Genomic DNA, 16,106 nt, shown 5'->3' on the forward strand with positions numbered 1-16,106 from the left:
ACATTTGCACGGCATTTTTCGCAACCTCCGTTTCTGCTTGGCGCGCCATTTGATAGATATGAATGAAATGAACTCGAGTGATTTCGAAGCCCTTCTTACGGCGCAACGCAGCGCCATGATTCGCGAAATTCCGACATCACCCGCGGCCGTTTCCAGCGAAACGCCGACGCTTACCAAGGCTGAACTTGCCGAGTTGCTGTTCGACAATGTCGGGCTCAACAAGCGGGAAGCGAAAGACATGGTCGAAGCATTCTTCGAGGTGATCCGCGATGCGCTGGAGAGTGGCGATAGCGTGAAGCTGTCGGGGTTCGGCAACTTCCAGTTGCGCGACAAACCCCAGCGTCCCGGCAGAAACCCGAAGACCGGCGAGGCGATTCCGATCGCCGCGCGCCGCGTTGTGACGTTCCATGCGAGTCAAAAGCTGAAAGCGTTGGTCGAGAACGGCGCTGAGGCGAGCTTCGCGCGCTGATCGACTGGCGCGTCCCTGCGCAACCCACCACGACGGCTAACTGACGATGACAGCGACGATCGAAAAAGTCGTCTTGCCTCCGATTCCGGCGAAGCGCTACTTCACGATTGGTGAGGTCAGCGAACTATGCGGCGTGAAACCGCATGTGCTGCGCTATTGGGAACAGGAGTTCACGCAGTTGAGGCCGGTCAAGCGGCGCGGCAATCGCCGGTACTACCAGCATCATGAGGTGCTGTTGATCCGGCGGATTCGCGAGTTGCTGTACGAGCAGGGCTTCACGATCAACGGGGCACGCAATCGGCTCGATTCGCATGGCGGTGGCGCGCAGGGTGCGCCGGCTGATCTGGTCGAGGAGGGCGAGGGCGCGGCGGTGCCGGCCGCAGCAACGGCTGCGGTAGATGTGGAGCAGTTGCGCAAGGAATTGCTGCATGTGATCGACTTGTTGGGTCACTAGTTTTCTTTGTTAGCGCAGAGCGGTTCTAATCGATTGAAGTGTCTGTTATAATTTTTAGCTGTTCGGGGCGTAGCGCAGCCTGGTAGCGTACCTGCATGGGGTGCAGGTGGTCGGAGGTTCAAATCCTCTCGCCCCGACCAAAGAAATCAAGGCCTTATGGATGCACGTCCATAAGGCCTTTTTCTATTCTGACGTTCGCTACCGTCTGGTTACCGGATCGTCATGAACTCGAGACTGGCATTGCGCAACATCGAAAAGGATTGGAAGGTGCCGCCTATCGCCTATCGCCTATCGCCTGGCGGCAAGCCGTCAACCAGTTCGACGAGCGGTTCACCCGCGCCACAAGCTGAGATTTTTTATAACGACCTCAGCACACAGAAATCCTGACACATCCAGTCACTGCAACAGCGCGGGTAGTTTTTCAGCCTGCCCGTGAATGCCGCCGACGATGTCATAGTTCATCGTTTCCCGTGCGCGTTCTTTTTATCGCGGTCACCCCACCCAATTGCGCATAGCAAATCCGAAACGCGGCGTCCATGTCGTAAATACCCGCCCCGCAATTGATTTGTATCAGCCCGGGCCAGATCAGAAAATCAGCGATCGCGGCACTGCGCCTTGTTCTCATCTTTGCAACGTTTTCGGCGCTCGCTTCTATCTCGCGGATAAACACAGCGATCACGCGCCCACTGCATCAAAAGCACTGTGTAGAGCGTTCCAGGCGACCGGTCTGGTGCCACCGGTTTCACTCAGGCGCGTTACAAGATTGAAACGATTTGTGACGGTATAGAGCATTTAAACAGTCACGGCACCTCGGCATTCAAATGCACGCCTTGGTTAGTTCAAGGATGGCTCGCTTTTTGCGTTGACACACTACAGACCATCAAGACACTGCATCAAGCGAATTCAATACAGCTGCACAAGCAGCAAAAAGACAATATACGAACGGGGGAAAACGATGGAATTCTTACTTGGCTTTGGAGTGGGGGGATCCTTTGGCGCGTGCCTTGGTCTGCTGGTCGCAGTAATGCTTCGAGCAAGCAAGGACGACGCCTTGGAGACACGGTTCACTGAGCCGGACGGAGCAGCGCTGCGCAAAGCCTGCAGAGTCGCCGAATGACAGTCGAGTTCTCTTCGGAGAACAGGCACGAGGCCGGTCATTCTGAAACGACAACATCTGCTTGGACTGTCACATGGCGGTGACCGCGCGGATGTGATGGAGGACGCTCGGAGGTCGGGCGGGAGTCGTTGGCAAACGGACGAGGGCAGCGCCGCTGGCAAACCATCACAGCGGCGCTGATTCGAAGAAAGCCTGCAAACCAGCTCTCACCCTCTGCCGAGCGCGATAAACCGCTCGAGATGATGATCCTCATCCCCCAACTGATGGTCGATCATCACAAGCCGCTTCGCATAGTGAGCCATCGGCAACTCCCACGTCATGCCGATACCGCCATGCAACTGAATACATTCCTCGGCGACCATCGTCCCTATCCTGCCGATGCTGTATTTTGCCGCTGACACCGCGCGTTCCCGCACGGTGCGCTCAGCGCCAAGCGCGGCCGCGGCATTGATCACCGCCGATCGCGCCTGCTCGATCTCGAGCAGCAGATCCGCCATCCGATGTTGCAACGCCTGGAAGCTGCCGATTGGTACGCCGAACTGCTTGCGCGTGCGCAGGTATTCGAGCGTGTAGTCTTTCGCGACATCCATCGCGCCGACCGCTTCGGAACACAACGCAAGCACGCCACAACTGATCGCGTACTCGAGCGTCGCGAAGCCTTCTCCGGCCGCGCCGAGCACCGCATCGTTTGCGAGCGTGACGTTGTCGAACGTGACCTCGGCCGCGCGGCCGCCGTCGATCTTGCGATAGCCATGCACGCTGACACCCGAGGCGTCGCGCGGGACGAGAAAGAGCGTGATGCCGGCTTCGGCGTCGTCGGCACCTGCGGTACGTGCGGAGACCAGGAAAAGGGAAGCGTTTTCGCCGTGTTGAACCACCGCCTTCGCGCCGTTCAACTGCCATGCGTCGCCAGCACGCTGGGCACGTGTTGTGACGCGCGACAGCTCGTAGTGGCCGTCCGGCTCGCCATGCGCGAGCGCAACGATTCGGGATCCGTCGATCAATTCGCCAAGCGCGGCCTTTTGCGTTTCATTGCCGCCACGCGCGATCGCCTGGCCGACGATCAGCGTATCGAGAAACGGCTCGACCACGAGGCCGCGACCCAGGCTCTCGAATACGACGGCGATATCGAAGCCGCCGCCGCCAAACCCACCCTGCGCCTCATCGAACAACGCGCCGATAATGCCGAGTTCCGCGAAACGATTCCACAGGTCGGCGCTGAAACCTTCGGGCGAGCCTGCAATTCGGTCACGCGTTTCGAAGGCGTATTGCTCGGTGACAAAACGGTTGAGCGTATCCGCCAGCATGCGGCGGTCTTCGGTGTGCTGGAAATTCATGAAGTGCGCCCCTTACAGTCCCAGGATCATTTTGGAAATGATGTTCTTCTGGATTTCGTTGGAGCCGCCGAAGATCGACAGCTTGCGGTTGTTGAAGTAGAGCGAGGCAGCGCTTGCGGCTTCGTCCGGACCGACTGGCGTACCCTCGAAGCCATCGTGCAAGGCTTCCTCGACGAACGGCTGCGCATACGGTCCCATCGCACGGCGCGTGAGCGAAGAGATCTCCTGGCGGATCTCAGTGCCGCGAATCTTCAGCATCGAACTCTCGGCGCCCGGCACGCCGCCGCCGGCCACCGCCGCGATCACTCGCAGATTGGTGGTCTTCATGTTCTCCAGATCGATCTCGACTCGCGCCATGCGTGCCGCAAACGACGGATCTTCCGCAAGCGGCCGGCCGTTGCGCTGCTGCTTCGCGGCGATCTTGCGCAGCCGGTTAAATGCGGCGACTGAGAAGCCGACGCCCGCGATATTGGTGCGCTCATACGTGAGCAGGTATTTGGCGTAGGTCCAGCCCTTGTTCTCTTCGCCCACGAGGTTCTCAACCGGTACACGCACATCCGTGAAGAAGACTTCGTTGACTTCGTGCTCGCCATCGAGCGTGATGATCGGCCGCACTTCGACGCCTGGCGTATTCATGTCGATCAGCAGGAAGCTGATGCCTTCCTGCTTGCGCACGTCGGTGGCAGAGCGCACGAGGCAGAAGATCATGTTCGCGTAGTGGCCGAGCGTGGTCCACGTCTTCTGGCCGTTGACGATGTAGTGCTCACCTTGCGCATCGCTGCCGCGTACCGCGGTGGTCTTGACCGACGCGAGGTCCGAGCCCGCGCCCGGTTCCGAATAGCCCTGGCACCACCAGTCCGAGCCATCGAGAATGCGCGGCAACCAGTGGTGCTTTTGCGCTTCGTTGCCGTATTTGATCAACACTGGGCCGAGCATGTTGACGCCGAAGGGCACGACGCGCGGTGCGCCCGCCAATGCGCATTCATTCTCGAAGATAAATTTCTGCACGGCGTTCCAGCCCGGGCCGCCGTACTCCTCCGGCCAATGATTGGCGAGCCAGCCTTGTGCGTTGAGAATCGCGTGCCACTCAGCCATGTCGTCGCGCGTAAGCCTGCGGCCGCCGTGTACTTTGTCGGCGAGACGTTGTGGGAGTTTGTCGCGCAAAAAACGCTGCACGTCAGTGCGAAAAGCCTCTTCTTCAGGCGTGAAGTTCAGATCCATAGCGGGTTCTTCCCTAGATATTTACCGGACCGGCGGGTGAGCGCGTAGGCAGGCGGGCCCGTACCGGTCGAGAATGCTCCAAATAACGTGCCGTCTCAAGCTGACTGGTTGAGGCTCGCGAAATCGGCGCCGCGCTCGACCAGTTCGACCAGCAGCGGCGACGCTCGCCAGAACAGCGGGTCTTCTTTGGCGAATTCGCGGATGTCTGCGAGAACCGTGGCGAGGCACACCGTATCGGCGTATTTCATCGGACCGCCGCGATAGCGCGGAAAGCCGTAGCCATAGAGGAAGGTCACGTCGACATCGAGTGGCCGCAGCGCGATGCCTTCGTGCACGACATTGGCGCCTTCGTTGATCATCGCGGCCATGTAGCGGCGCACGATTTCTTCGTCGGTGAACGTGCGCGGCGTGATGCCGGCGCGCTCGCGTTCGGCGTCGATGATGGCCTCGACTTCAGGGTCGGGTGCGCCGCTGCGCGAACCTTCGGGGTACAGATAAAACCCACGACCGGTTTTCTGGCCGAACCAGCCGCGTTCGCAAAGACGGTCGGCGATCTGCACGTAGCGCGCGTTGGGGTTGCGTGTGGCCGCGCGCCGCTTTCGCGCAGCCCAACCGATGTCGCCGCCTGCCAGATCGACCACCTGGAACGGGCCCATCGGGAAGCCGAATGCACGCACTGCCGCGTCAATCTGATACGGCGACGCACCGTCTTCCATCATGGCGTCGGCCGCGTTGCGATACACCGCCAGCACGCGATTGCCGATGAAGCCGTCGCACACGCCAGCACGCACCGGCGTCTTGCGCAGCTTCTTCGCAAGTTCGAACGCCGTCGCGACCACGTCGGCGCTGACCTGCTTCGGCACCACCACTTCCAGCAGTTTCATGATGTTGGCGGGGGAGAAGAAGTGCAGGCCGATCACATCCGCAGGACGGGAAATACTGGCCGCAATCGCATCGATGTCGAGATACGACGTGTTGGTGGCGAGCACCGCGCCCGCTTTGCAGACACGATCGAGTTCGGCGAACACGGCTTTTTTCACCGACAGGTCTTCAAATACCGCTTCGATCACCAGATCGGCGTCGGCGAGTGCATCGTATGAAGTGCTGCCTTGCCAGCGTGTCATCACGTCGGTTTTCTTTTCCGCGCTCATGCGGCCTTTGGCGATCATCCCGTCGTAGACCTTTTCGATGTGCGCGCGGCCGCGCGCGAGCGACGCGTCGTCGCGTTCGATCATCGTCACCGGCAGGCCGGCATCGAGCACGGCGACGGCAATGCCCGCGCCCATCGTACCGCCGCCCACCACGCCGATCTTATTCAGCGTGCGTGGTTTCGCATCGCGTGTTTCCGGGGCCTTGAGCACTTCGCGTTCGGCAAAGAACGCGTGAATCAGGCCGGCACGCTGCGGGCTGTCGATGCATTCCAGGAACAGTTTGCGTTCGAGCCGCAGGCCATCTTCGAAAGGCTGTTCGATGGCGGCTTCCACGGCATCGACGATTTTTAGCGGGGAGAACAGGCCGCGCGATTTCTTCGCCGTTTCCGCGCGCGCCGCGGCGACGGCGGCGAGGCTTGCTGCGCGGTCGCTTAGCGCAGCGGCATCGCGCGTGCGGCGCACTGGCGCATGAGCGGCCAGCAGTTCCTGTGCGTAGGCGAGTCCTTCAGCGAGGATGTCGTCGCTGCTGCCGAGCCGGTCGATGAGGCCAAGCGCGAGTGCTTCTTTCGCGCCGGCGTGGCGGCCGCTCAGGATCAGGTCGAGCGCGGCCTGCGCGCCGATCAGGCGCGGCGTACGCTGTGTGCCGCCTGCGCCCGGCAGCAGGCCGAGTTGCACTTCGGGCAAACCGAGCTTCGCGCCGTTCACGGCGAGACGGTAGTGCGCCGCGAGCGCCACCTCCAGGCCACCGCCGAGCGCGGCGCCGTGAATGGCGGCCACCACCGGCTTCGCACACGCTTCGATACGGTTGCATACATCCGGCAGCGACGGCGGCACCGGCGGCTTGCCGAACTCGCGGATGTCCGCGCCCGCGATGAAGTTGCGTCCGGCGCCGACGATCAGCACGGCTTCGACGGCCTTGTCGGCATCCGCGGCTTCGATGGCGGCGAGCAGGCCGCGCCGCACGTCGGCGGATAAGGCGTTGACCGGTGCGTGGTCGATGGTCACCAGCAGGACTTTGCCGCGCAATTCGCGCGTCACAACGTCGGCGGAAGGGTTGAGGGTCATCGTGTCGTCTCCTGATTGATATCGGGGCAGATCTGGCATACCGGGCCTGGCGAATTCTCCGATTGTGGGTTGGTCAAGGTTTATTGACAATTACATAGGCGGTTGACAGACTGTCAAAGATACTTTGACAAAGGCTATGCCATGGACGTCAATTCGCTGACCTTGCTGGTCGATATCCTTGATGCGGGCAACCTGAGCGAGGCCGCGCGCCGGCTGAAGATGAGCCGCGCGAATGTGAGTTACCACCTGAACCAGTTGGAGCGCTCGATCGGGCTGCAACTGGTCAGGCGCACCACGCGCCGGGTCGAAGCGACTGAAATCGGTCTGCAGTTATACGAGCATGGCCGCACCATTCAGAATGCGCTGCTGGCCGCGCGCGAATCGGTCACCACGCTCGGGCAGAGCTTGCAGGGGCGGGTGCGGTTGAGTGTGCCGAGCGGTTATGGGCAACTGGTGATGTCGGATTGGCTGATCGCGTTCAAGCGTCTGTATCCGGGCATCGTGCTGGACGTGATGTTCGAGAATCGGGTCGAGGATCTGATGCGCGACGAGGTCGACATCGCGGTTCGGGTGATGTCGGAGCCGCCGCAGAATCTCGTCGCACGTGACATGGGGTCGGTGCGATATGTTGCGTGTGCGTCGCCGGATTTTGCCGAAAGCCGCGGCATGCCGGTGCGTCTCGATGATTTGCGCACTGCGCCGTTGATTACGGCGGCGGTGGTCGGCAGGCAGTTGCGGGTGGCGGCTTATTTGCGCGACGAACGCCACGAAGTGCTGCTGGAGCCGACGATTATTTCCGAGAACTTCCTGTTCTTGCGCCAGGCGGTGCTGGCCGGTCTGGGCGTCGGCCTGGTGCCCGACTACGTGGTGCAGGACGACCTGCGCCGCGGGGACGTGGTGACGGCGCTCGATGAATGGCGTCTAAGCATCTTCGGTACGAACATGTACTTGCTCTATATGCCGAATCGGCATCACACGCGGGCGGCGGCGAGTTTTATCGAGTTCATCCTGGAGCAGGCGCACGGAAGCGGCAGAGGGGTGGCCGCTTGAGTCGCAATGAAGCACCGGTGCCTCACTCGCGGGTATGCTTAACAAAACGGCGAGATAGCCGTGCATCTGGCAGCACATCAAACTTCAGGGGAGACGGAGATGAAATGGGCAATCGCATGTCTAGCTCTGCTTGCAATCGCCATTGTCATTGTGTTGGTCTCGCGTCTCCCGAGTGAGGATGCCATTCGTCTGGCAGGCTACGCGGCCACTGCGGCCTTCGCCGCATTGGTCAGCTTCCTGATCCGCTTGCGAGCAAATCGCGCCCAGCGAAACAAACGCGTCGGCTGAACACGCACGCCGGGTATTCGTCCGACCCGCGTGATCGCCCTGCAGCGCCCGGCTCACCGCACGCGTGCTAAGCCGATCGAACACTCGCTTGCAGTTCGTCGCCGAGAAAGTCGATGAACGTCCTGAGTTTCGCCGACAGCCGATGCCGCTCCAGATAGATCGCGTGAATGTCCGCGTTCGGCAGCGCCCAGTCCGTGAGCAACGGCACCAGCTCGCCACGTTGCAAGTGGCGGGAAATCTCCCATGCGGAGCGCACGGCAATACCGCGCCCATCGAGCGCCCACTTCAGCACGGCGCTGCCGTCGTTGCTGCTCAACGGACCATCCACCTTCACCGTCTCCGACTTCTTGCCGCGCGCAAAATGCCAGGTGCCGTACGCCGATTCGTTTTCGCGTAAGACGAGGCACGCATGGTGCGTCAAATCGTGTGGCATGGCCGGTGCGCCATGCCGTTTCACGTAGCCCGGTGCGGCACACACCAGCCGCTGGTTTTTCAGCAGCAAACGCGCATTGATACGTGCATCCGGCACCTCGCCAAAGCGAATGCCCAAGTCGAAGCCTTCTTCCTGCAAGCTGACCGGCCGGTCAGTGAGATGCAACTGAATTTTCATCGATGGAAAACGCTCGCTGAACCGTGAAATGGCCGGCGCGACGTGCGCGCGGCCGAAACCGAACGACGCGTTCACGCGCAAAAGCCCAGTCGGCTCGGCGCGGCTGCTGGTGACCAGTTGCTCCAGTTCAGCGAGGTCGTCGAGGATACGCGAGCCGTTCGCCAGATAGATCTCGCCCTCGGCGGTGAGGCTCAGGCGGCGGGTGGTCCGGTTGACGAGACGCACGCCCAAGCGCTTTTCGAGTTGCGCGAGACGCTTGCTGATCGACGGCGGCGTCACGCCGAGCTCACGCGCTGCGGCCGCCAGATTGCGGTGGCGCGCCACCAGCGCGAACAGATTCAGGTCGGAAAAACCATCCATCGATTCGTTCCCAAAAGTTAATTCCGGATTGCACTAATAGAAACCATATCTCTGCAGGCATCAATTAGACTGCATTCAGATACGGGAGGCAACGATGTTTAGAGGTTTCACCGACGCGTCGATCCACGTCGACGGCATCCAGATCCACGCAATCCGTGGCGGCAACGGCCCGGCCTTACTGCTGCTGCACGGCCATCCGCAGACCCATGCGATCTGGCATAAGGTTGCGCCCACGCTGGCGCAGTACTTCACGGTCATTGCTGCGGATCTGCGCGGCTACGGCGACAGCGGCAAACCGCAAGGCGAGCCCGACCACAGCAACTATTCGAAACGCCGCATGGCCGCGGATCAGGTTTCGTTGATGCGCGCCCAGGGCTTCACACAATTTGCCGTGGTCGGCCACGACCGGGGTGGACGCGTTGCGGCTCGCATGGCGCTCGATCATCCGCAAGCCGTGACGAAGCTGGTCACGCTGGACGTCGCACCGACACTCGCCATGTACGAGCAAACGTCGTTCGAGTTTGCGCGCGCTTACTGGCACTGGTTTTTTCTCGTGCGTCCCGCGCCGTTTCCCGAAACGCTGATTCGCGCCGATCCCGATCTCTATCTGAAGCAGACCATAGGCGCACGCAGCGCCGGGCTGGCACCGTTCATCGATGCCGCCTATGCCGAGTATTTGCGCTGTCTGTCGGACCCTGCCACCGCGCACGGCATCTGCGAGGACTACCGCGCGAGCATCACGATCGACCTCGATCACGATCGCGCGTCGCTCGCTGAAGGGCAGAAGATCGAATGCGATTTCCTCGCGTTGTGGGGCGCGCAGGGCGTCATCGAGCAATGTTTCGAGCCGCTCGCCGAATGGCGTCAGTGGTCGGCGCACGTGAGCGGCGAGGCTTTGCCGTGCGGCCACTATATTCCCGAGGAAGCGCCCGAGTTGTTACTCGAACGCGTCCTGCCGTTCTTGCAGTCCTAGTCGCCGGTCGGCCCATCATGTCAAAACGAACCCTTTACCAGAAGCTCGTCGATTCGCACGTCGTCACGCGTATCGACGAACAAAACGTGCTGCTGTATGTCGATCTGCATCTGATGAACGAATACACCAGTCCACAGGCGTTCAGCGTGCTCGCGGCGAAAGCGCGGCCCGTGCGTCGTCCGCGGCAGCAGTTGGCGGTGGTCAGCCACATCATTCCAACGCATGCGGAGTCGCCGCGCGTGATTCGCGATGCCGCTTCCCTGTTGCAGGCGAATAATCTCGCACGCAACTGCGAGCAGGCCGGTATCGAACTGCATGCGGCGAATGATCCCCTGCAAGGCATCGAACATATCGTCGCGCCAGAACGCGGTTTGATTCGCCCAGGCATGGTCGTGCTATGCGGCGATAGTCACACGACTACGTACGGTGCGCTCGGTGCATTGGGCTTCGGCATCGGCACCTCGGAGGTCGAGCACGTGCTTGCCACGCAAACACTGGTCTATCGCGTCGCGCAAACCATGCGTATCACGATCGACGGGACGTTGCCCTACGGCACATCGTCGAAGGATGTGATTCTGTGGATCATCAGCCGCATCGGCGCACAGGGCGCGCGTGGTTATGCGGTGGAGTTCGCAGGATCGACGATCGCGTCGCTGTCCGCGGAAGCGCGCATGACCTTATGCAACATGACCGTGGAAGCCGGCGCGCGAGCGGCATTGATCGCACCCGACGCGACCACGTTCGACTATGTCCGCGCGCATGCAACATCACTGGACGATGCCGCATGGGCTGCTGCCATGAACGACTGGCGCGAACTGAAATCGGACGCCGGTGCGAGTTTCGATGCCGAACATCATTTCGAGGCACACGATATCGCGCCGTTCGTCACATGGGGCACGAGCCCCGATCAGGCGATCGCAGTCGATCAGCGCATTCCCAGTGCGGCTGCGCAAAAAACACCGGAGGCTGCCGCCGCACTGCGTCGCGCGCTCGACTATATCGGGCTCGATGCGGACCAGCCGATTGCGGGCACGCCGATCGATCGCGTGTTCATCGGCTCGTGCACCAATGGACGTATCGAAGATCTGCGCGTGGTCGCTGCGATTGTGCGAGGGCGCCACGTCGCGCAAGGGGTGCGCGCGATGGTCGTGCCGGGCTCGGGCAGTGTGCGCCGCCAGGCCGAGGCCGAGGGCATTGCGGCGCTGCTGCGCGATGCCGGTTTCGAATGGCGTGAGCCGGGCTGTTCGATGTGTCTCGCGATGAACGACGACTTTCTCGCGGTAGGCGAGCGCTGCGCATCCACGACCAACCGCAACTTCGAAGGACGTCAGGGGCGCGGCAGCCGCACCCATCTGATGAGCCCGGCGATGGCCGCTGCCGCTGCACTCACCGGGCGCATCACCGACGTCCGCACGCTGGAGACGCAATCATGCTGACGAGACTCACCGAAATCGACGGAAATGCCGCGCCATTGCCGATCGAAAACCTCGACACCGATCAGATCATGCCGAAGCAGTTTCTTCGCATCATCGACAAGACCGGACTGAGCGAGGGCTTGCTGTATGACTTGCGTTTCGATGCAGAAGGCGAGCCGCGCCCGGATTGCGTGTTGAATCAGACGGCGTATCGCGGCGCACGCATCCTGATTGGGGGATCGAATTTCGGCTGCGGCTCGAGTCGTGAACATGCTGTGTGGGGGCTGCAGCAATTCGGTTTCGAAGCCGTGATCGCGCCGAGTTTCGCAGAGATTTTCTATTCGAACGCGATGAATAACCGCTTGCTGCTGGTGCAGCTGGATCGCGAAGCAGTCGACGTTCTAATGCAAGACGCGGCGACACATCCGGCTGCACGATTGCATATCGACATCGAGCAGCAGACGGTGACGACGGTCACCGGCCGCACGTTTACGTTCCCGCTCGGCGCGCGTCACAAACAGATGGTGATTGAAGGCATGGACACCATCGATCTCACGCTCGCTTCACTGGGCGCTATTGAAGCGTTCGAGCAGGCCCATTTCGAACGGCATCCCTGGGCCGCCGTGCTGTAAATCCCCTGGCGGCACTTGCGCCGCCATTCAACCGAAACGCGTGTGACCGATTCCCCGGCAGAAGGGAAGGGACGCGTTTTGCCTTTTAAAAACGGAGGAGACATGAAGCGCAAACCGCTTTATAAGGTGCTGTACGTGCAGGTGATCGTGGCGATCGTTGTCGGTGTGATCGTGGGCCATTTCCTGCCGGCGGATGCGGTGGCGATGAAACCGCTCGGCGACGCCTTCATCAAACTCGTGCGAATGATCATCAGCCCGGTGATCTTCTGCACTGTCGTGACCGGCATCGCCAGCATGCACGACATGCGCAAGGTCGGCCGCGTGGGTGGCAAAGCACTGCTGTATTTCGAAGTGGTGTCGACGCTCGCGCTCGCCATCGGTTTGCTGGCCGCGCACGTGCTGAAACCCGGGGTGGGCTTTAACGTCGATCCCACTACACTCGACGCAGGCGCAATATCCAGTTACGCCGCACAAGCCGCGCACGGCGAGGGGCTGGCGGGTTTCTTCATGCACATCATCCCGGAGACGTTCGTCGGCGCGTTCACGCAGGGCGATATTCTGCCGGTGCTTTTGATCGCCATGTTGTTCGGTACGGCGCTCGCGGTGATGGGTGAACCCGCGAAACCCGTCATCGGTTTGATCGAACTGCTGTCGAAAACTTTCTTCCGAATTGTGCGCATGATTACGAGCCTCGCGCCAATCGGCGCGTTTGGCGCCATCGCATTCACGATCGGCAAATATGGCATCGTCTCCTTGCTGCCGATGATGAAACTGATCGGTACGTTCTATCTGACCGCATTCCTGTTCGTCTCGTGCGGACTCGGCCTGATTGCACGGGCATGCGGTTTCAGCCTGTGGCGTTTCGTCGTGTACATCAAGGACGAACTGCTGATCGTGCTCGGCACGTCGACATCTGAAGCAGCGTTGCCGCAGCTGATGGAGAAGCTCGAACGGCTCGGGTGCTCACGCGGGATCGTCGGGCTGGTCGTGCCGACGGGCTACTCGTTCAACCTCGACGGCACCAATATCTACATGACGCTCGCGGTGCTATTTCTCGCCCAGGCCACGAATACCCATTTGACGATTGCTCAGGAGATCACGTTGCTGGCGGTGACGATGCTGACGTCGAAAGGTTCGACCGGCGTTACAGGGGCCGGCTTTATCACGCTGGCCGCGAGTCTTTCGGTCGTGCCGACCGTGCCGGTGACGGCGATGGTGCTGATTCTCGGCATCGACCGTTTCATGTCGGAGTGCCGCGCGCTGACCAATACGATGGGCAACGGTGTGGCATCGATCGTGATTGCGGCGTGGGAGAAGGAGCTAGATCGCGACAAGCTGAAGGTGGCGTTGGCGAGACCTGTTGTCACGTCCGGCACGGTTGCGGCAGAGGAGGGCGAGACCGTCGTGGGTCGCCTGCCCGAACGTGAAACGCAACGCTCGATGTGACTGCGCCGCCGTGATCGCCTCATGTCCATGCAACAACCCGCGGCGTGAACTCAGGCCAAGCTTCGCGAATGCGCGCTTGGCGTAAGTTTCAACCGTCGATTCCTTGACACCCATCGCCTCTGCGATCGACAGCGTCGTCATCCCCTTGACGAAGGCCGAGCCACACGTAGTGCGGAGTGGGAGCTGATGAGTCCTTTGTCACTAACGCTGAATGTGCGAGAGCACGGATTCCAGATGCACCACTACCCGTAGCAGACCACGGGACCGGCTTAGCATTAGCGGTTTGAGCCGCTTTCTCTTGCTTACTTCTCTTTGCGGCGGCAAAGAGAAGTAAGTGCCGCCCCGCACAGGGGCAACGCTAATAGACCACTAACAAAACAAGGAAAGGCCAACGCCCCAAGAACACAGACAAAAAGCGCCGCGCAGGCAAACAGAAGAAGAAAAGACCTACACCACAGCACCCGCAACCGCGGCCGACCTCACATGCTACGATGCTCCGTCCATCGCACAAAACATCGGAGACATAGATGCATCCAGAGAGCGCCGCCCGTTTCGACGAACAGTTCGCGCCTCGCATCGCCGAGGCAATCGCCGCATGTTTCGCTACCACCGTGCATACTGAAGTGCTCCCATACGGCGGCCACGGCCACCCCACCCGCGTGCGAATCCACGCAACACCGATCGAAGACCTGCGCCACTACGCACATCCGTTGAATCTGTTTCTAACCTGGGACAGCGACGAGATCGAACGACTAATGGGTGCGGAAGGGCCAGCGCGCTTCGCCGGCTATCTGGCCGCGTTACCACGCAAGCTCGAAGCCTGGCGCCACGTCCGCGAACTGGATTTCGTCTCGCACACCCAGGCCGAGCCGACGGTATTGCTCGGCGGCCTCGACTTCGAGTCTTAACTAAGAAGCCGCCGCACCGATCAAACCGCCGCACCGATCCGAAAGAAACTCACACTTTGCACCAACCCTGAAGCCTTACTCTGCACCGCATCGGCCGCAGCCGCCGCCTGCTCCACCAAAGCCGCATTGCTCTGCGTCGCCTGATCCATCTGCGTGACCGCATCGTTTACTTCCGCAATACCTGCCGCCTGATCGACACTGGCCGTCGCGATCGCCTCGACGATACGCGTCACGCTGCCCGCGCTTTGCACCACGCCGTCCATCGTATTGCTTGCGTGATTGATCAACTGCGTACCGGCGTCGATCGTAGCTACCGACTCACGAATCAGCGCCTTGATCTCGCGCGCAGCATCGGCCGAGCGTTGCGCGAGGCTGCGCACTTCGCTCGCGACGACGGCGAAGCCGCGCCCCTGCGTGCCGGCACGCGCCGCTTCAACCGCGGCGTTGAGCGCCAGAATATTGGTCTGCGCGGCGATCGCTTCAACCACCGCGATGATATCGACGATCCGCTTGGACGCCGCGTCGATCTGGCCCATGGTGCGCACGGCATCGGTCATCACAACACCGCCGTCGCGCGCCGCTTGCGCCGCGGTCCGCGCGAGCGTGGTGGCCTCGCGTGCGTTACTGGCGTTGCGCTGAACCGAGTCGGTGAAATGCTGCATCGACGCGGCGGTTTCTTCGAGCGAGGCGGCCTGTTGTTCCGTGCGCGCCGACAGGTCGAGGTTGCCGGCGGCGATCTCCTGGGTCGCTGAGGAAATCGTGTGCGCGCCTTCACGAATCTCGCTGACGATGTGCCGCAGGCGTTGATTCATTTCGTTGAGCGCGACCAGCAACTGACCGGTTTCGTCGCGGCTCACGACGGTGACATCCGCGCGCAGATCGCCTGCCGCAACCGCTTGCGCGACACCCACTGCCTGCCTGACCGGCAACGTAATGCTGCGGCTCAGGAACCAGACCGCGAACGCGCCTACGCCGAGCGAGCCGATCACGACCGACAGCAGCAGCACGCAGGCGAGCGTGTATGCGTGTTCCGCGGCTTCGCCCGTGCGCACGTTGGAGTCTTGCGCCTGCTGCATCACCATAGCGACGATTTCGTCGATAGCGGCGGTCGGCGCCCGGTCGATGCCTTTGACCAGACCGTCGACGATGTGCGCCGTATTCGGATCGGCCGCGTCGTAATGCTTGAGCGCGTCGAGATAACGGTCCTGCAACGAGGCGTGCGTGGCGAGCGCCTTGTCGACCCCGTCGACGTTGGCGCCCAATGCACTCAGTTGATCCTTCAGTCGTAGCAAGGCCGCGTGCGTCGTGCCGCTTTCCTTGCTGAAGGCGTCACGGTACTTGGCGAACGCAGCCGGGTCCGCTCCGCGCAGCAACAGGTCCTTCCATTCCTGCACCTGCTTCTTGAATTCGACCTGCGCGACGCGCGCAGTGTCCGCGGCTTGCGCGTATTGGCCGAGCGTTTGCGCGGACTGGATTTGCAGCGCATGCGTATTCGACAACGCATGCCACCCTTCCAGACCCACTACCATTGTCGCGGCGAGCAGCACCGCGCCGAGCAGCGCCAACTTGACGGCGATCTTCAGATTTCTATAGAGCGTCACGAGGATTTC

Annotated in this window: 15 protein-coding genes, 1 tRNA gene and 1 pseudogene; 10 read left to right on the forward strand and 7 right to left on the reverse strand. The window is 61.4% G+C overall.

Annotated features, from left to right (window positions below; genetic code table 11):
- The first annotated feature begins 58 nt into the window (after nucleotides 1–58).
- The 3 genes from M0D67_RS20715 (at nucleotide 59) to M0D67_RS20725 (ending at nucleotide 1,063) form a co-directional block, all read left to right on the forward strand.
- Nucleotides 59–469, forward strand: a complete 411-nt coding sequence (locus M0D67_RS20715; RefSeq protein ID WP_154559037.1) for an integration host factor subunit alpha — start codon at nucleotides 59–61, stop codon at nucleotides 467–469.
- A 46-nt stretch (nucleotides 470–515) separates the two neighbouring features.
- The gene (locus M0D67_RS20720; RefSeq protein WP_154559038.1) at nucleotides 516–923 is read left to right on the forward strand and encodes a MerR family transcriptional regulator; all 408 of its coding nucleotides are present in this window, start codon (nucleotides 516–518) and stop codon (nucleotides 921–923) included.
- A 63-nt stretch (nucleotides 924–986) separates the two neighbouring features.
- Nucleotides 987–1,063 (forward strand) — tRNA-Pro (locus M0D67_RS20725).
- A gap of 311 nt (nucleotides 1,064–1,374) precedes the next feature.
- Here the strand turns inward: M0D67_RS20725 and M0D67_RS20730 are convergent.
- From M0D67_RS20730 to M0D67_RS20745, 4 genes are all read right to left on the reverse strand, one after another.
- Nucleotides 1,375–1,602 (reverse strand): hypothetical protein, encoded by a 228-nt coding sequence (locus tag M0D67_RS20730; protein ID WP_154559039.1) that lies wholly within the window; start codon nucleotides 1,600–1,602, stop codon nucleotides 1,375–1,377.
- Between the two features lie 644 nt (nucleotides 1,603–2,246).
- Nucleotides 2,247–3,377, reverse strand: a complete 1,131-nt coding sequence (locus M0D67_RS20735) for an acyl-CoA dehydrogenase family protein (protein WP_154559040.1) — start codon at nucleotides 3,375–3,377, stop codon at nucleotides 2,247–2,249.
- Between the two features lie 12 nt (nucleotides 3,378–3,389).
- Nucleotides 3,390–4,598, reverse strand: coding sequence for an acyl-CoA dehydrogenase family protein (locus tag M0D67_RS20740; protein ID WP_154559041.1), 1,209 nt, complete (start codon nucleotides 4,596–4,598; stop codon nucleotides 3,390–3,392).
- Between the two features lie 95 nt (nucleotides 4,599–4,693).
- Complete coding sequence (locus tag M0D67_RS20745) at nucleotides 4,694–6,814, reverse strand: 3-hydroxyacyl-CoA dehydrogenase NAD-binding domain-containing protein (protein ID WP_154559042.1); 2,121 nt, start codon at nucleotides 6,812–6,814, stop codon at nucleotides 4,694–4,696.
- A 141-nt stretch (nucleotides 6,815–6,955) separates the two neighbouring features.
- Here M0D67_RS20745 and M0D67_RS20750 point away from each other — a divergent pair, with 141 nt between their 5' ends.
- Nucleotides 6,956–7,864 carry a LysR family transcriptional regulator gene (locus M0D67_RS20750; protein ID WP_154559043.1) on the forward strand — a complete coding sequence of 303 codons (909 nt, stop codon included), beginning with the start codon at nucleotides 6,956–6,958 and terminating at the stop codon, nucleotides 7,862–7,864.
- Between the two features lie 99 nt (nucleotides 7,865–7,963).
- Nucleotides 7,964–8,152, forward strand: coding sequence for a hypothetical protein (locus tag M0D67_RS20755; RefSeq protein WP_171927676.1), 189 nt, complete (start codon nucleotides 7,964–7,966; stop codon nucleotides 8,150–8,152).
- Nucleotides 8,153–8,219: 67 nt separating this feature from the next.
- On the opposite strand, the gene M0D67_RS20760 is transcribed toward M0D67_RS20755, so the two are convergent.
- Complete coding sequence (locus M0D67_RS20760) at nucleotides 8,220–9,122, reverse strand: LysR family transcriptional regulator (protein WP_154559045.1); 903 nt, start codon at nucleotides 9,120–9,122, stop codon at nucleotides 8,220–8,222.
- 94 nt (nucleotides 9,123–9,216) lie between these two features.
- Between M0D67_RS20760 and M0D67_RS20765 the strand changes: the two genes are divergently transcribed.
- The 4 genes from M0D67_RS20765 (at nucleotide 9,217) to M0D67_RS20780 (ending at nucleotide 13,588) form a co-directional block, all read left to right on the forward strand.
- The gene (locus tag M0D67_RS20765) at nucleotides 9,217–10,095 is read left to right on the forward strand and encodes an alpha/beta fold hydrolase (protein WP_171927677.1); all 879 of its coding nucleotides are present in this window, start codon (nucleotides 9,217–9,219) and stop codon (nucleotides 10,093–10,095) included.
- A gap of 17 nt (nucleotides 10,096–10,112) precedes the next feature.
- A complete protein-coding gene (gene leuC / locus M0D67_RS20770) occupies nucleotides 10,113–11,531 on the forward strand; it encodes a 3-isopropylmalate dehydratase large subunit (RefSeq protein WP_154559047.1) in 1,419 nt (472 codons plus the stop codon).
- Nucleotides 11,528–12,142, forward strand: coding sequence for a 3-isopropylmalate dehydratase small subunit (gene leuD, locus M0D67_RS20775; RefSeq protein WP_171927699.1), 615 nt, complete (start codon nucleotides 11,528–11,530; stop codon nucleotides 12,140–12,142). The genes leuC and leuD overlap by 4 nt, the downstream gene beginning before the upstream one ends.
- Nucleotides 12,143–12,244: 102 nt before the next feature.
- Nucleotides 12,245–13,588: a dicarboxylate/amino acid:cation symporter gene (locus M0D67_RS20780; protein ID WP_266239550.1), complete on the forward strand. Its 1,344-nt coding sequence runs from the start codon at nucleotides 12,245–12,247 to the stop codon at nucleotides 13,586–13,588.
- Between the two features lie 45 nt (nucleotides 13,589–13,633).
- Here M0D67_RS20780 and M0D67_RS20785 read toward each other — a convergent pair.
- Nucleotides 13,634–13,729 (reverse strand): annotated as a pseudogene (locus M0D67_RS20785) (helix-turn-helix transcriptional regulator); the annotation flags it as partial.
- A 386-nt stretch (nucleotides 13,730–14,115) separates the two neighbouring features.
- On the opposite strand from M0D67_RS20785, the gene M0D67_RS20790 reads away from it, so the two are divergent.
- Nucleotides 14,116–14,496 carry a DUF5594 family protein gene (locus tag M0D67_RS20790; protein ID WP_154559050.1) on the forward strand — a complete coding sequence of 127 codons (381 nt, stop codon included), beginning with the start codon at nucleotides 14,116–14,118 and terminating at the stop codon, nucleotides 14,494–14,496.
- Between the two features lie 20 nt (nucleotides 14,497–14,516).
- Here M0D67_RS20790 and M0D67_RS20795 read toward each other — a convergent pair whose 3' ends face one another.
- Complete coding sequence (locus tag M0D67_RS20795) at nucleotides 14,517–16,097, reverse strand: methyl-accepting chemotaxis protein (RefSeq protein WP_266239551.1); 1,581 nt, start codon at nucleotides 16,095–16,097, stop codon at nucleotides 14,517–14,519.
- Nucleotides 16,098–16,106: the final 9 nt, after the last annotated feature.

The sequence above is a fragment of the Paraburkholderia sp. SECH4 genome (genome assembly GCF_030511745.1).
In the GTDB taxonomy this organism is placed as follows: domain Bacteria; phylum Pseudomonadota; class Gammaproteobacteria; order Burkholderiales; family Burkholderiaceae; genus Paraburkholderia; species Paraburkholderia madseniana.

Bases quoted from the DNA above. Each gene is read 5' to 3' on its own strand.
- M0D67_RS20750 (WP_154559043.1), top strand. From the start codon at position 6,956: ATGGACGTCAATTCGCTGACCTTGCTGGTCGATATCCTTGATGCGGGC.
- M0D67_RS20780 (WP_266239550.1), top strand. From the start codon at position 12,245: ATGAAGCGCAAACCGCTTTATAAGGTGCTGTACGTGCAGGTGATCGTG.
- M0D67_RS20715 (WP_154559037.1), top strand. From the start codon at position 59: ATGAATGAAATGAACTCGAGTGATTTCGAAGCCCTTCTTACGGCGCAA.
- M0D67_RS20745 (WP_154559042.1), bottom strand. From the start codon at position 6,814: ATGACCCTCAACCCTTCCGCCGACGTTGTGACGCGCGAATTGCGCGGC.
- M0D67_RS20740 (WP_154559041.1), bottom strand. From the start codon at position 4,598: ATGGATCTGAACTTCACGCCTGAAGAAGAGGCTTTTCGCACTGACGTG.
- leuC (WP_154559047.1), top strand. From the start codon at position 10,113: ATGTCAAAACGAACCCTTTACCAGAAGCTCGTCGATTCGCACGTCGTC.
- M0D67_RS20720 (WP_154559038.1), top strand. From the start codon at position 516: ATGACAGCGACGATCGAAAAAGTCGTCTTGCCTCCGATTCCGGCGAAG.
- M0D67_RS20735 (WP_154559040.1), bottom strand. From the start codon at position 3,377: ATGAATTTCCAGCACACCGAAGACCGCCGCATGCTGGCGGATACGCTC.
- M0D67_RS20790 (WP_154559050.1), top strand. From the start codon at position 14,116: ATGCATCCAGAGAGCGCCGCCCGTTTCGACGAACAGTTCGCGCCTCGC.
- M0D67_RS20760 (WP_154559045.1), bottom strand. From the start codon at position 9,122: ATGGATGGTTTTTCCGACCTGAATCTGTTCGCGCTGGTGGCGCGCCAC.
- M0D67_RS20765 (WP_171927677.1), top strand. From the start codon at position 9,217: ATGTTTAGAGGTTTCACCGACGCGTCGATCCACGTCGACGGCATCCAG.
- M0D67_RS20755 (WP_171927676.1), top strand. From the start codon at position 7,964: ATGAAATGGGCAATCGCATGTCTAGCTCTGCTTGCAATCGCCATTGTC.